Annotated in this window: 12 protein-coding genes; 5 read left to right on the top strand and 7 right to left on the bottom strand. The window is 53.6% G+C overall.

Going from position 1 to position 14,160, the window contains the following annotated elements; all coding sequences use genetic code 11:
• Positions 1-128 precede the first annotated feature (128 nt).
• The 4 genes from GOW16_RS05290 to GOW16_RS05275 form a co-directional block, all read right to left on the bottom strand.
• The gene (locus tag GOW16_RS05290; RefSeq protein WP_170411367.1) at positions 129-1,436 is read right to left on the bottom strand and encodes a polysaccharide biosynthesis/export family protein; all 1,308 of its coding nucleotides are present in this window, start codon (positions 1,434-1,436) and stop codon (positions 129-131) included.
• A 12-nt stretch (positions 1,437-1,448) separates the two neighbouring features.
• Complete coding sequence (locus GOW16_RS05285) at positions 1,449-2,153, bottom strand: sugar transferase (RefSeq protein ID WP_170411364.1); 705 nt, start codon at positions 2,151-2,153, stop codon at positions 1,449-1,451.
• Between the two features lie 376 nt (positions 2,154-2,529).
• Complete coding sequence (locus GOW16_RS05280) at positions 2,530-2,742, bottom strand: hypothetical protein (RefSeq protein ID WP_170411360.1); 213 nt, start codon at positions 2,740-2,742, stop codon at positions 2,530-2,532.
• A gap of 515 nt (positions 2,743-3,257) precedes the next feature.
• On the bottom strand, positions 3,258-4,679 hold the full coding sequence (locus GOW16_RS05275; protein ID WP_170411357.1) for an oligosaccharide flippase family protein: 1,422 nt from the start codon (positions 4,677-4,679) through the stop codon (positions 3,258-3,260).
• A gap of 394 nt (positions 4,680-5,073) precedes the next feature.
• Here GOW16_RS05275 and GOW16_RS05270 point away from each other — a divergent pair, with 394 nt between their 5' ends.
• The 3 genes from GOW16_RS05270 to GOW16_RS05260 all read left to right on the top strand — a co-directional run bounded on the left by GOW16_RS05270 (position 5,074) and on the right by GOW16_RS05260 (position 8,397).
• Positions 5,074-6,354: an O-antigen ligase family protein gene (locus GOW16_RS05270; RefSeq protein WP_170411353.1), complete on the top strand. Its 1,281-nt coding sequence runs from the start codon at positions 5,074-5,076 to the stop codon at positions 6,352-6,354.
• 191 nt (positions 6,355-6,545) lie between these two features.
• The gene (locus GOW16_RS05265) at positions 6,546-7,460 is read left to right on the top strand and encodes a sugar phosphate nucleotidyltransferase (protein WP_217354515.1); all 915 of its coding nucleotides are present in this window, start codon (positions 6,546-6,548) and stop codon (positions 7,458-7,460) included.
• Complete coding sequence (locus tag GOW16_RS05260; protein ID WP_368039873.1) at positions 7,387-8,397, top strand: NAD-dependent epimerase/dehydratase family protein; 1,011 nt, start codon at positions 7,387-7,389, stop codon at positions 8,395-8,397. The genes GOW16_RS05265 and GOW16_RS05260 overlap by 74 nt, the downstream gene beginning before the upstream one ends.
• 15 nt (positions 8,398-8,412) lie before the next feature.
• Here the strand turns inward: GOW16_RS05260 and GOW16_RS05255 are convergent, their stop codons facing one another.
• From GOW16_RS05255 to rfbC, 3 genes are read right to left on the bottom strand one after another with little or no spacing between them, the layout of a single operon-like run.
• Complete coding sequence (locus GOW16_RS05255; protein ID WP_170411347.1) at positions 8,413-9,735, bottom strand: protoporphyrinogen/coproporphyrinogen oxidase; 1,323 nt, start codon at positions 9,733-9,735, stop codon at positions 8,413-8,415.
• 1 nt (position 9,736) lies between these two features.
• A complete protein-coding gene (locus GOW16_RS05250; protein WP_170411344.1) occupies positions 9,737-10,675 on the bottom strand; it encodes an NAD-dependent epimerase/dehydratase family protein in 939 nt (312 codons plus the stop codon).
• Positions 10,676-10,710: 35 nt separating this feature from the next.
• Positions 10,711-11,241, bottom strand: coding sequence for a dTDP-4-dehydrorhamnose 3,5-epimerase (gene rfbC / locus GOW16_RS05245; RefSeq protein ID WP_170411339.1), 531 nt, complete (start codon positions 11,239-11,241; stop codon positions 10,711-10,713).
• A gap of 317 nt (positions 11,242-11,558) precedes the next feature.
• On the opposite strand from rfbC, the gene GOW16_RS05240 reads away from it, so the two are divergent.
• Together GOW16_RS05240 and GOW16_RS05235 are read left to right on the top strand one after the other, a co-directional pair.
• Positions 11,559-12,728 carry a glycosyltransferase gene (locus tag GOW16_RS05240; protein WP_170411336.1) on the top strand — a complete coding sequence of 390 codons (1,170 nt, stop codon included), beginning with the start codon at positions 11,559-11,561 and terminating at the stop codon, positions 12,726-12,728.
• 254 nt (positions 12,729-12,982) lie between these two features.
• Positions 12,983-14,158: a site-specific integrase gene (locus GOW16_RS05235; protein ID WP_170411333.1), complete on the top strand. Its 1,176-nt coding sequence runs from the start codon at positions 12,983-12,985 to the stop codon at positions 14,156-14,158.
• Positions 14,159-14,160 lie beyond the last annotated feature (2 nt).

Below are 14,160 nucleotides of genomic sequence, written 5' to 3'. Positions count from 1 at the left end.
GAAGCGCACTGCCGTGTAAGGAATCAAATTTTTAAAACGCTTCATGCCGTACGCCTGCCAAACGTTACTTCACATTGCCAAACCGATTTCCATCAGGGAACAAAATCATGGCGGGCCACTTGGGACAACTATTCGGTCAGTGGAACGTCCGTCATGATCTCTTGAACGGATATCTCCAGACTATCGCCAGGAAGAAGTTCCGTCAGCTTTTCAGCGGCGAGCGTTTGAAGTTGCCCGTCCACCACCCGAAAAATCACCACGGTGTAATCAATATCGCTGATCAGCGACTCTGTGCCAATCTCGCTCGAAGCGCCCGCAAGGTACTTCGAGATGGTATCCATGCGAACACCTGCATCCCGAATGGCAAGACTTGCGGTCCGGCGCTCTTGCAGCAATCGTAGCGACCTTTCTTGCTCATATTGCTCCTGATCTCGACGAAGCCGAGTCAAAATAAGCCCGGTGGTCGCCAAGTCCTCTTCAACGTCCAGAAGACGTGTGGCCGAAAGAACTGTGGTACGGCGCGTGTCGGCAAGCCTGGAACCCGGGGCCAAACCCTTATCTACAAGGCTTACGACCCTCGCTTCTTCTTCTTCGTCAGCGGCCAAAGCCTTGGCCAGCTCTGACTTTTGTTGCTCCAGAATTCTGATTCTTTCCGAGGCCTGCTTTTTCGCGTTCTCGAAATAAGCACGCTCGCCGGCTTCGTTGTCACGGTTAATGGTCCGGATCTTAATCTGTTCAGCCAGAAGTTCCTGCAAAACCTTTGGCGAAATGGTCACGTCCTCGGGTTTGGGTGGGGCAAGATCCAAATTGTTTGCCAGTTCGGTAGATGCGCGCCAGACCTCAACAACGGCTTGAGCGTGCTGAACGGCGGCTTGACCATAAGTGGTCTGGTAGCGCACCAATTGAATTGGATCAATCGTCACATCATCCGTCAGTAGTTGACTTCTAACGCCGCCCGCCAACGCAACCGCCTCACGCGCCGTAATAGCCGGTCGGTAATCAATCATTCCCGTTCGCGCCACATCTCCGCCGATCACGATCGGGCGGTACCCAGTCCGCGCGATTTCAATCTCGTCTCCATCCAGCTGGATAATGTAGATTTCACCCTGAAGGTCGTATTGCTTGACGATCTTTCCGGCGGCGTCCTGCCGAACCAGTTGCTCCAACTCTTCGGACGACAGACCTTGAGCCCTGAAATGCCCCAGCCAATTCAGATTGATGTCCCCGTGCACGTCAATTGTTGCATCGAAGGATAAATCATCCAGGCCTGTCAAAGATACACGCACTTCGTCGCCGGGTTCCAAATTGAAATCCGCGGCTGACGGCCCCGCGCTTAGAAACAATGCGACAATGAAAGCCCACAGCCCAACGACCCGCAGACTTCGTTTGTACATGGCTGATGTGAATATCACACCGCAATTCGATCTGGTTTTCATGATCCTACCATTTCAGCGACCGGTGCCGCTACACACGGCCCCGATGGTCCGATAAAGAATTTTGAGGTCGACCCAGAATCCGATGCTGCGCGCATAGTCGCTGTCATAAACCGCACGATGCGAGAACTCGACCTCGTTCCGTTTCGACACTTGCCACAGCCCCGTTATTCCTGGTTTCATCAGATTGTAGTCGTGACCGGGGTAAAGAGCCTTCTGTTCCGGCATCATCGGTCGCGGGCCGACCAAGCTCATGTCTCCGACAAGCACGTTCCAGAGCTGCGGCAACTCGTCCAACGACGTCGTTCTGATAAAGCGACCAAGTTTTGTAACGCGCGGATCATTGTCCAACTTTTGCTTTGTTTCCCATTCCGCGGCAGCGGCAGGATTTTTGCTCAAGTGTTTCTCGAGAAAACCGTCCGCATCTGGAATCATCGAACGAAACTTCAGGAAATCAAACTCGCGTCCACCTAAGCCGACGCGGCGCTGCCGAAATATGACCGCTCCACCGTCCAACTTAATCAAAACCGCGATTGCAAACATAAGCGGCAAAACAAAGGGCGCACCAACCAGCACCAAGACAATGTCCAAGAGACGCTTGCCTTTGATCGCATAAAAACTTCTCAGATTAAAATAGTCGTCTTTATTCTTTGTAGAGCTTTGACTTGGTTGATAAATATTGGTGTCTTCTAACTCAAAAGAACCTCGTATTTGGTTCATAATAACCCCCAAAACTAACACAGCACACAATACTAACAGCGCACGGGCACCAACCGCGCGCGACACTCACTTCCGACTATTGCCCGCCACAATGGCAAACCAAGGCAATGTTCAACTACTTTTCGCTCGATAGACCTGGGACCGGACGCTTATAATTGCGCTTACCCAAGAGTTCTGGTCCGACTCACCTAAAAATGCCAAGCGTTCATAACCTTAAAAAATATCGCACTTATAACCTTAAGTGACAACATATTTGTTAAGAATAGGCATGTGCACGCCCATTGTGCCAAGTAAATGAACAGCTTCCACAGGAGCAACGATACCGGTCTTGCGGGCAGATCAGTCTGGTGCGCGCGTCATTTGACGAGAAGATTTCTCAGTTGCGGGATTTTACCGGCAACTTGTTGATGATTTTCAGGCGTAGTTTGCTGTTAAAGGCGACGTGCAAGCAAGCAAGCAAAACAGGCGCCAGGCATCCGATCAGGATGCTGGAAATCGCGGCCTCGCCCAAGCCTGCGCCGCGCAGCAGAAATGCGACAAAACACAGCGCGAAAACCAGGGGACCCGACAATAAATACACGGCAACCATTGTTCTTAGCTCTTGCTTTCGGAATTCAGTAACGATTCTGCATCTGCCCAGTTTAGGCTTGGAATGTGTACATTTTGGGGCAGGCATTCAAGTGCCCCACCTCCTGTAAAAAGATGACCCCCAACAAACACATGTTCTGAAGTCACAATCAGTATTGAGGCTGGCCTTTTGATCCCCGTTCGGAAGCAGACAACGATAGCTCGTATAGCCCGAAGAAACAGCTTGTCCGACGGTGGCTCAAAACCAAGCAAGAAGTTTCGCGGTTCGTTGTCGGTCAGCGGTTTCTACTGGTTTTCATATACTTAACCTGCCCGCGCAAACGAAGGACAGCGCAGGGCCAAGGAGATCAACTCTCATGACACTTTTGCCAATCGTGACAGCGCTCAAATCAGAAACGAAAACCAAACCAGCCACAGCACCCAGGGGCGCGTATAAGCGGAATTTCGCATGGCATCTGGCCGGAGGGGGTTCGCCAGGACCTTTGTTTTGATGTGGATGTCGTTCTGCAAAGTAAATCAGGAGGAAAATCCGCTTAGGGCAAACCACCGGGTTGCCTTCCGAAACACCGCCACAGCTGCCGTTTGTCGTACGCCGACCAAGACTGCAAACATGACCAGCGCGCCAAGCGTCAATACCCCGAATTGCGCAGGAACATCGGTCAGTGCGTCGGCCCAGAAACCAAATGGCGCAAATGCCATCGCACCGACCAAAGCCTTGATCACTTCGTCGATCGGAATGGTAATGGGGTCAATTCTACTTCCGAAGTAGTAATAGGCGACAAGCCCAAGCACACCGCTTACCAAAAACGCCAGCGAAGCTCCTGACGCTCCAAACAGGTAAATGAAAACAAACGAGAGCCCGACGTGCACGGCCAATGAGCAGATGGTGATTCCAAGCTGAAGCCCCGTCTTTTTGGATCTGGAAAACGAAAAGCTCAAATACGCGCCTTGCAAGCCGAAAGCCAATGATGCCAGGGCCAGAACCCGCAAGAACCCTTGTGTTTGAGACGCAAAAGCGGGTTCAAACATCAAATTTGCAAAAACATCTGCGGCGCAGACCAGTGCGGCAACGATTGGCATCGCGATTAGCATCAGGAACGAAAAGTAGCGCGTCAGCACCGCGTTCGAAGAGGCGGTTCCACGGACTTCCAGTTCCTCAAAAACCGATGGACCCACAACGCGCGACAAGGTATCCATCGGCAACCGCAACGTCCGCGAAGCAAGAGACTGGGCAGCCGCAAAATACCCGGCGAACTCCATGCCTGCAAAAATCGCCAACAGAGACTGCGTTGACATCGCAAAAAACGTTGCGGTCGACGAGACCACGGCGACGGGAAAACCAAATAACAAATAGGCTTTCAACGCCGAGTAGCTGGGAACTTCGATACCCGATCTTCGAAGTGCAATCAGCAAGGCATAAGCGCCCGGCAACGCTGCGCCCAGCGACATTCCGATCAAGGCACTTTGGTAGCCGCCCCCGTTCAATACGAATAGGACGGCAAGCGATACGCCCAGCAAATGCCGCAGTAGCGTAACCGCCGCGTATTTGGGCCCTTCATTGTATTGGCGCAGGCAGGCCGTTCCCAATTCGTGCATTGCGTGGCTGACGCAATACACAGCGGCAAAAAACAGGCTGTCGATCCAGGAGCCCGGAACAATCAAAGGAATGAGACTGGCAAAAACCAACAGCGCCAACGCCAACGCGACCGACGTACCAAGCACGGACGCGATCGTCCTGCCTTCGAACTCTTTCGAGTGATGGAACCTGCCGATAGCGATGGCAAGCCAATGGAACGTGAAGGAAAAAATCAGGTTTCCCAGAAGAAGCGTCAGGTTGTACCGCCCGAAATCCGCAGGCCCCAACACGCGTGTCAGAACAATCAGGATCGCGATTGCGATTAATGCCGACAGCATTCTGGGGGCAAAATACCACGTCATTGGAAGTGATTTACCGTCTTTAGCTGCCGAACATTCATAAACTCTCACCCAACCGCCCGACATGGGCGAAAAACTATTTTAACCAAAATACCGCGATGCGAATAACTATCACGTAGCGCTTTTGCAGTGTGCCAAATTTTGTACTTTTAAGACCCACAATCCGGTCTGGCACGATGTCTTTTTAGGCATAGACACCCTTCTTTGTCGATTCAGAGGGTGCTGATTGTTTCGAAACAAAGCTTCACACACGCCGATTGGCGGGTATCATGCTAATGCAGCTCAGATAGGTTTGGCGCGTCATTTTCAGTCAGCCTGTCGCTCTTACGTAGATTAAACAGTTCAACAGTTAGTGCCTTGCTCGGGAATTGAGCGTTTGGCCATTCAAGACACATTCATGACGCTTGCCAATGTAAACATTCCGTCGCAGCAGTCCGCAGGACTTTTGTTCCATCACCTTATCCTGGCGGTGGGGATGGTGGTCATGTTGATGATCGGAACGGACTTTATCTCAATCGTCTTGTGGCAGCATCCAATGGCCAAGAAGGTCGAAGTCATCCTTCTTATCCCGCTGCTGGCGATTACGCTTTTGTATTTCAAGCATTTTATTCGCGGCGTGCTTGCCTCGCCCGAGATTGCGCTGATGGTTTTATTTGCCGTCTTATCAATTGTTTGGAGCGACTACCCACGGCACACAATACAACGGTGCATCCCTCTGGTCGTCACCTCGGCATTTGCTTTGGCCCTGGGCAGTATGATGTCACTGCGCGGGCTGTTGCTGTTCATTTCGATCTTTTTTGCCGCGACGATGTTGCTGTCGCTGGGCGCTATTATTGCGTTGCCCCAAGCCCGCGGGATCCCTCCGTGGGACGATGTCTGGAACGGCATCTATGTACACAAAAACGGTTTTGGTCTTGCTGCCGCTCTGGGCATGGTGTCTTGCTACTATGCCTCTTGGCAATTCACCGGACGGTTGAAGGCGGTCTTTGTTGCCGGGCTTGTCCTCTCACTGTTCCTTTTGGTGATGTCTCAATCGCGCACCTCGCAGATCGTGGCAATTCTTTCGATGTCCGCCATGCTCGCCAGTCAAATCATGCCGAAGAGGGAAACAATTTGGGCCATTACATACATATTGTCTTCCGCCTTCATGGTTGGGGTGGTGACGTTCATTCTTGCGTCCCCCATTGCCGAGCCAATTTTCGGGCTGATCGGCCGTAAACCAACTCTGTCGGACCGAATCCCGACATGGGAACTGGTCTGGCCCTTTGTCACCGAACGGTTCTGGGTCGGCTACGGATATGCTGCCCACTGGTACGAGGAGGGAACCTATGCCCTCTACTACGCAATGAAGCTGGAGTACCCGCCTCATTACTCACACAACGGGTTGCTCGAAACGTTTCTGAATGTTGGTTTCGTTGGGGTAATACTCTTATTTTGTGCGTTTTTTCGCCTGTTTTTCTCAGTCTTCTACTGCATGCGCTACATCCCGCAGAGGGACGCGTTCGTTTTTGTTTTCGTTTTGGGGATGCTCTATTTTTTCTCTAACATTACCGAAAGTTCCATACTCAGCAGGCTTAGCGACAGTTGGATGTTCTTTGTAGCATACGGAACAAAGATCAGCCTCGTCGCCAAAGCCTTGCGTCGCAGCGCAAGACTGCAAGGTGGGTCAGTCGTTTGAACGTCATGGCAGGAAGAGTTTCCAAAACTATTCATTTTTCGTTAAATTGATCCCATTGTTTCGAAAAGTAGTACATTTCTACTGACACGACCCGGGCAGAACAATTGACAGCAACCGCCCCGGTGGTGTGCACTTTTGGCATTCGTACTTTGAGTCTTTTTCTAATCGTCCAATCCTCTGAGGAGGCGCAATTGAAGACAGCAATATTTGCCGGCGGCAAGGGTTCTCGCCTGATCGAGGAAACCCGTGTACGCCCCAAGCCCTTGGTTGAAATCGCCAACCGACCGATCCTGTGGCACATCATGCAGCATTATTCGACCTATGGTCACCACGAATTCGTACTGGCGCTGGGGTACATGGGCGACCTGATCAAACGCTACATTTCCAACCTGTGCCAATACGAGGGCAATCTGCGCATCGACTTCGACAAGCGAGAACTGTTCGGCGAACCAGACTATATCAACGGTGCCCGGGACGTGGAAACGCCGCCCTGGACCGTGGATCTGATCGACACTGGCATGGACACGATGACAGGTGGCCGTCTGGCCCGGCTTCAACCTTATCTGGGTGGCGAGACTTTCATGCTGACCTATGGCGATGGGGTGTCAAATGTCGATCTGGATGCCCTGCTCGCGTTTCACAGATCGCATGGCAAATTGGCAACCATCACCATGGTCCGCCCGCTGACCACCTTCGGTCACCTGCAGGTGCGCGAGGATGGGCTGGTCGAAGGGTTCATGGAAAAGCCCGAGACCGCAGCCGACTGGATCAATGGCGGTTTCTTCGTGCTGGAACCCGAAGTGTTCGATGCCGTCGCCAGCGTCAATGGCGACGAAATCATGTGGGAAGAAGGACCGCTGCCCAGGCTGATGGAGATGGGCGAGTTGATGGCGTACCGCCATCCCGGCTTCTGGTATTGTATGGATCACCTGGCGGACAAACGCCGGCTTGAGGAGATGTGGAAAAATGGCAACCGACCGTGGGCAACATGGGAACATTCAGAAGGTCCTGTTAACGGGTCATCTCGGCTACGTGGGGACGGTCACCGCCCCGGTCTTGGCCGCGGCGGGAATCCAGGTGACTGGGTGCGATATAAATCTCTTTGACCGGGCCGATTTCGCGCCTGGAGGGGACGTTCCCGACATTCCGAACATTGGCAAGGACATCCGCGATCTGACGGTCGAGGACCTGAAAGGTTTTGACGCGGTTGTGCATCTGGCGGCCCTGTCAAACGACCCGCTGGGCCAGTTGCGCCCGGGCCTGACACAGCAGATCAACCACGAGGGAACAATCCACGTGGCTAAACAGGCAAAAGCCGCCGGCGTTTCTCGTTTCGTGTTCGCCTCATCCTGTTCGAATTATGGCCGCGCGGGAGAGGAGTTCGTCGACGAGAACGGCCAGCTTAATCCGCAGACTGACTACGGCGTGTCCAAGGTGCTGGCCGAACGGGATCTGAAACCGCTGGCGGATGAGACGTTCACTCCGACTTTCCTGCGCTTTGCCACGGCCTACGGGGCAAGCCCGCGGATGCGGTTTGACATCGTGCTGAACAATCTGATCGCACACGCCTATACCTCGGGCCGCATTCTGATGATGTCGGACGGCACGCCGTGGCGGCCGATCATCCATGTCGAGGATATGGCCCGCGCTTTCCTTGCCACGCTTGAAGCCGACCCAAAGGTGATTTCGGGCGAGGCGTTCAACGTTTGCCGCACTGAAAACAATTATCAGATCAAAGACCTGGCCGAAATCGTGGCCGACACCGTGCCCGGCGCCCAGATCGACTATGCCGCCGATGCCGGGCCAGACAACCGGTCGTACCGCGTCAGCTCTGCCAAGATCGAGAAATGCATTCCGGGGTTCGAACCCAAATGGGATGCGGCTCGGGGCGCACAGCAGCTGTATGAGGCGGTCAAAGCCTGCGATCTGAAAGTAGACGACTTCGAGGGCCGGAAATACAAACGTCTGGCCCAACTGGAGGCGCTGTTGCAGGAAGACCAGCTGGATCAGGATTTTCGCAGAACCGTGCCGGTCGCATCGTGATCGGCACTCCTTGATTTACACAGCCTGGAGCGTTTCCATAACGGTCCGGGCACCCCGTTCGCCGGATTTGAACGCCTCATCCGTCCACTGGTACCCCCATTCGCCAAACCGGCCGACATAAGTTATACCGACCTCATCCAGCCATTTGTGTACAATCGGCAGCGCCTCTTCACGATCGAGGTCGAAGATGATGTTGGCATGGGTGATCAGACGAGCATCGGTGTGCAGGATTTCCTCGTCCTCTTTGATCAGACCGATCTTGACCAGATCGTCGATCACCGGCTGGATCAAATCCTGTGGTGACACATCCAACGGTCTGTACTTGTGAGAATAGTAGCATTCGGCCTGAATAGAGCCACATCCCGGCGGGCAAGTCTTGGTCGACATCTTGTGTGGAAAGCTGAGACGCGTGAACACGATGTCTTCGTCATAGATGTAGGTCCAGGTCGCAGGTGTGAAATCATCCCGCGCAAGCCCCAGGTTGACGGTGACGCATGTTGTACAGGCCAGTTTGGCAGCCGCATCCAGAACATGCTGCGGCGCGCCTTTGACCATCGGGATCAGATCGGGCAGCGGAATGGACGAGATCAGCTGACCGTAATGCTCTGTCACGCCATTCTCGAACTGGACGGTCTTCCCAACAGGGTCGATCGCGACCACTTTGTGATCCAGATGTAGTTCTGACTTCTCCATGAAGGGCTTTAGGTACGAGATAAAACCACCCTCGGTCGGATACCGGAAATCGGTGATATAGTGCACATCCGGCGTTTCCGCGAAAACAGCGCCGCGGATAACCTCGTCCATCGACGGACGATACAGCCGCGGCCCCATCCAGACCGTACTCATCTGGTCGGCATCGACCGTGTGGTACTTTTTGCCGTAAACCGCCGGGAAATGTGTAGCGAAGGTCTCTCCAAAAACCGAAATGAGCCATTCCAGATAGTTGGCCGGTTTCTCGACCACTTCTTTCTTCGACGCTTCGATGAAATCCAGAATGCACTGTGTTTTCAACTCGTCCGGCAAGTTGTGCAGATTGGCCTGCGCCGGATGCTTGACCCACGCGCCGTGGTAATAGTTGTTTACGTAAGCCTGCAGCTTTTCGTACGCACCACTAACATTTTCAGCGAACAGGTCCTGAATACGCGGGTCTTTTGAGAACGAGATATGCGGGCCATCATCAAAGATGAAACCGCTGTCATGAACGAAGGTGGCGGTGTGCCCGCCGGGAAAACTGTTTTTGTCATACATCCGCGAACGAATGCCCTGACCATGCAATTGGTGGGCCGCACCCAAACCGGCCATGCCGGACCCAAGAATAACTATATTTTCGTTGCTCATATCAATTTTCTCTCGCAATTTCGCGGCGCCACCATGCGATGGTGTCCGCAACTCCGGTTTCCAATGTGAATTTCGGGGTCCAACCCAGCATGTCGCGCAAACGCGTATTGTCGGCCTCGACCAATGGCGGATCGCCCGCGCGCGCCTCGCGGGCCCCCAGGCGAACCAAATCTTCCGCGCCGATCTGGCGAGCGATTTCCATAATCAGTTCAGCCAGCGGAATGGCTGTGCCACTGCCGATGTTAAACGGCCCTTCGAGATTGCTGTTCAACAATCCAACCATCGCACTGGCCACATCTTCGACATGCAGAAAGTCCCGTTTCTGCCGCCCATGGGTACACAGTGCCTCGCGACCCTCCAACAAGGACACAATGACATCCGCCGCGAGGCGCTTGGGGTTTTCACCCGGCCCGTACAGAAAGAAAGGTCGCGCCCAGGCACCCGAAAGGCCCAGCGCACCACACATCCGGCCCAAAGCAACGGATAGCCCCGCCTTTGCCGCCCCATACTCGGTAGCCGGATCAAGAGGCGTAAATCCTTCACGCAGCTTTGTCGTTCCGCTCCAATCGTACTCCATGCACGACCCGCAAAAGGTCACGCGCTGGCCACCGGCTTTGGCAAAGGCAAACAGCAGGTCGATTGAATGATGCATCCATTGGAAATTGTCCAAGGCTTGCTGATTGCCTGGTCCCATGTACCAGGCCAGCGCCAACAGATGACTGGGCTTGTGCTCTTGTAAGACTGCCGCAACCGCTGTTGCATCAGTCATATCGACCTGAACCCAACTCGCGTCGCCATCAACGTCAGGATGCGGATCACTGCGATAGGTGGCAATCACCGAATGACCGGCATCTGCGAGTTGTCGAACGCAGGCACGGCCAATAAAGCCAGCGGCCCCCGTCACCAGCACTTTGGTTGTATCCTTTTTCGAGCTCGTCATGCAGTGGTCTACCGTTCTGAGAATCTGTTCTGGGATCAGGCGTCAAGCAATGGCCAGCTGGCGTCTTTTTCGGAAACAGTCGTGATAGGTATTGGCCATTGTATACCCAAAGCAGGGTCATTGTATCGAATCCCCTGCTCGACACCCGGGGTGTAGAACGCACTGGCTGAATAGAAAGCCTGCGCCCCGTCAGTCAGCGCAAGATAGCCATGTGCGAACATCTCGGGCACGTAAAGCGCGCGCCTGTTCTGCGCCGAAAGCTCAATTCCAAAATGCTGATGATAAGTTGGACTGTCAGGTCGCAGGTCCACAATCACATCATAAATCGCGCCTGTAATGCAGCGCATGAACTTGGCCTCGGTCGCCGGGGACTGTTGATAGTGAAGTCCACGGATCGTTCCTTTTTTCTCATTAAATGAAAGGTTTACCTGGGCGATGGCTGGCTTTAGGCCATGCTCTTCGAACTCATTCGCGCAGAAGGCGCGGGCAAAGAACCCACGGTCGTCCGAAATTTCCTTCAGGTCGACAACAAATGCACCCTTCAAAGGGGTTTCAGTAAAAATCATTAAAATTCCGCCTTTTTCAACGGCACGCAAACAATACGCCAGCCGGCTGCCTTGAAATCTGGCAAAGATGTCCGGGCGAGTTCGCCGCTTTGCAAGGATCCTGAAGAGAGCGCCTGACACTGAAACTTAAGCAGACACGCCCTGTGTTTTCCATAGTTTTCGGCGAGCATCGAATGTAGCTTATGCCGCGTGCGGAAAACTTGTTCGTTCAGCGGGCCAAACGGCACCCCAGCCGGAAACCCTGCCAATATTTTCTTTGAAACGGTACCTCTCGGGATGTGTATTATGTCTATATTTTTTCCTAAAGGATTAAGCGTTTGACCAGCCCAGCCGTGCCCATACCACCGTCCCGAGAGGTTTTGATCTTTTCCCAACGCAATCTGAACGACAACGTATCCCGCTGTTCTGGATTCGAGTTCGAGGACGTGATCGCCAACATTGAAACCGCCGATATCCTCTCGCCCCGACGCGCCAGGGAACCACGACTGCCCTACAATCCGAAACGCTGGCTTTCAAAGCGGACGGACCTATTCAGATATTGGCCGTCCGGTGTTCCCAAGACACGCCTTGACCGGGACTACGACATCTTCTTTTGCGATGTTCAAAAACCTCAGGAGCTGCTGGTGCTTGACGCGCTTCCCAATTGGCGGGACCGCTGCGGTGTCGCGATCTGCGTTCTGGAAGAGGTTTGGACCCAGGAACTGGAACGTCATATGCCGCTGGTTCGGACACTTGCGGATTTCGACCTTATCGGATGCGCCTTTGCCGAGACCTGCGACGCGTTACACCGGGTTACCGGTAAACCGGTCATTCACCTTCCGGGAGCGGCCGACATGGTTCGGTTCGCGCCGGAAACTCTGGCTGCGGACCGACCAATCGATGTGTATTGCATGGGCAGGCGACGCCCCGAAATCCATGAAAGGCTGTTGAAAGTCATCAAGGATCGCGCGGGATTCTATTTATACGATTCAGCCACCAAACCTCCGATCGCTGCCGATCACACCGTGCACCGTGATCTGCTGGCAAATCTGGTCCAGCATACAAAGCTCTTCATGGTCGATATCGCCAAGATTGGTCACGCGGATCAAAAACGTGGCAACGTTGCGTGGGGCCCGCGGCATGTCGAAGGCATTGCGGGCGGGGCCGCTCAGGTCGGGTATGCGCCGGATACCGACGACTATCGTCAGTATTTTGACTGGCCTGAATCAGTTGTCAGATTGTCAGAGGACCCGGACGAGGCGGTCGATCAGATCGTCAAACTGCTGGACGACCCGGCCGAACTGGATCGGATGCGCCGCATCAACCTTGCCGCGGCCTTGAACAAGCATGACTGGGTACACCGGTGGGCACAGCTTTTGGAGCACTTGCAAATAGCCGAATCCGAAGGCATAGCCCAGCGCCGTCAGCACCTGTCGGATATGGCCGAGCGGCTAAATTCACGAAATCAATCGCAACCGACAGCGGCAAATCTGTCAGCAACTCGGTGATGACACCAAGCTTACGTTCGCAGGTGGAAAAGTGGTGAGCCGTGCAGGATTCGAACCTGCGACCCACTGATTAAAAGTTAGTTCAACCGGCATTTCTACGGTTTTCTACGCTGCGCCACATTGGTGTATAACCATTTGAAATATCTGTGTTTTTATTGAGATTTCTCCACACCCCCCTCATACTATTTGTCACAAAGTACTACGCCCAGTGGTTGCTAGGTGGTTGCTGTGGCTGTTTTGAGGAACCAAAGCTAATGAAATTGACTAAACGACAAATCGACAACGCCACATGCGACGAGAACAAAGCGTATTGCCTTTGGGATGACAGCTTAACTGGGTTTGGCGTCAAGCTGCTGCCCTCTGGTGCGAAACGATACGTCGTCAAATATCGCTCCTATGGCGGTGGACGTCGCGCCAAACAACGTTGGTATACTATTGGCACACATGGGCAAATCCCGTTCGACCAAGCGAAGGAGGATGCGCGACAAATATTGGCGGCCGTGAAACGCGGCGAAGATCCCCAAGGTGAAAAACTTGCCATACGTGGTGCGCCTAGAGTTGTGGATGCGTGGGAGAAATTCGAACACGAGGAGCTGGCCAACAAGAAGCCAGCGACCATCCGAGATTACACCTCTTGTTGGGAACGGCACATTGGTCCGAAACTGGGCAGCACCAAAGCTGTAGATGTTTCACGATCAGACGTTAGCCGGTTACATCGGTCGCTGAGTGAAACGCCATACTTGGCAAATCGGATGCTGGCCTTGTTGTCATCATTGATGAACCGATGTGAAGCGTGGGAATGGCGAGAACAGGGAACTAACCCATGCCGCTATGTTAAGAAGTTCGAAGAGCTATCACGGGAGCGATACTTATCTGGCCCTGAACTGGAGCGGCTCGGGAAAGCGTTGCGCGATCTAGTAGACGAAGGCGCTATTTGGCCAGACGTAGCTAATCTAATCAGGCTCCTATTGCTGACAGGTGCCCGACGGAACGAAATCGCCAAGTGTGAGTGGGATTGGATTGACTGGGACCGGCGGCGAATCTTGCTGCCTGATAGTAAGACTGGGGCGAAGCCACTGTTTTTGGGCGACAGTGCAGTTAAGATTTTAGGGCGACAAAAAGTGACAACGCGCGATCCGGGTTCAATTTACGTGTTCCCCGGCAAGAAACAGGATTCACCGTTGGTCAACTTGTCAAAACCTTGGAAGGTGATCTGCGAGGCCGCAGCACTTAAAGACATCAGGATACACGATCTTCGCCACACCGCTGCCAGTATCGCAGTGGGCCAAGGTATTGCCCTCCCTATTATCGGGCGCTTGCTAGGCCATACACAAACTCAAACAACCGCTCGCTACGCACATGTTGACAGCGATCCTGCGCTGGCTGCCGCCAATGCTATTGGCAATGCTATCGATGACTCAATCGGATAAAC

The organism is Ruegeria atlantica, from assembly GCF_013033965.1.
Classification (GTDB): Bacteria; Pseudomonadota; Alphaproteobacteria; order Rhodobacterales; family Rhodobacteraceae; genus Ruegeria; species Ruegeria atlantica_D.
Note: the sequence above shows the minus strand (reverse complement) of the source record. Positions and strands in the feature narration are given on the sequence as shown.

Coding starts and splice junctions, on each gene's coding strand:
- rfbC (WP_170411339.1), bottom strand. CDS start 11,241: ATGATTTTTACTGAAACCCCTTTGAAGGGTGCATTTGTTGTCGACCTG.
- GOW16_RS05250 (WP_170411344.1), bottom strand. CDS start 10,675: ATGACGAGCTCGAAAAAGGATACAACCAAAGTGCTGGTGACGGGGGCC.
- GOW16_RS05290 (WP_170411367.1), bottom strand. CDS start 1,436: ATGAAAACCAGATCGAATTGCGGTGTGATATTCACATCAGCCATGTAC.
- GOW16_RS05280 (WP_170411360.1), bottom strand. CDS start 2,742: ATGGTTGCCGTGTATTTATTGTCGGGTCCCCTGGTTTTCGCGCTGTGT.
- GOW16_RS05235 (WP_170411333.1), top strand. CDS start 12,983: ATGAAATTGACTAAACGACAAATCGACAACGCCACATGCGACGAGAAC.
- GOW16_RS05285 (WP_170411364.1), bottom strand. CDS start 2,153: ATGAACCAAATACGAGGTTCTTTTGAGTTAGAAGACACCAATATTTAT.
- GOW16_RS05275 (WP_170411357.1), bottom strand. CDS start 4,679: ATGACGTGGTATTTTGCCCCCAGAATGCTGTCGGCATTAATCGCAATC.
- GOW16_RS05270 (WP_170411353.1), top strand. CDS start 5,074: ATGACGCTTGCCAATGTAAACATTCCGTCGCAGCAGTCCGCAGGACTT.
- GOW16_RS05255 (WP_170411347.1), bottom strand. CDS start 9,735: ATGAGCAACGAAAATATAGTTATTCTTGGGTCCGGCATGGCCGGTTTG.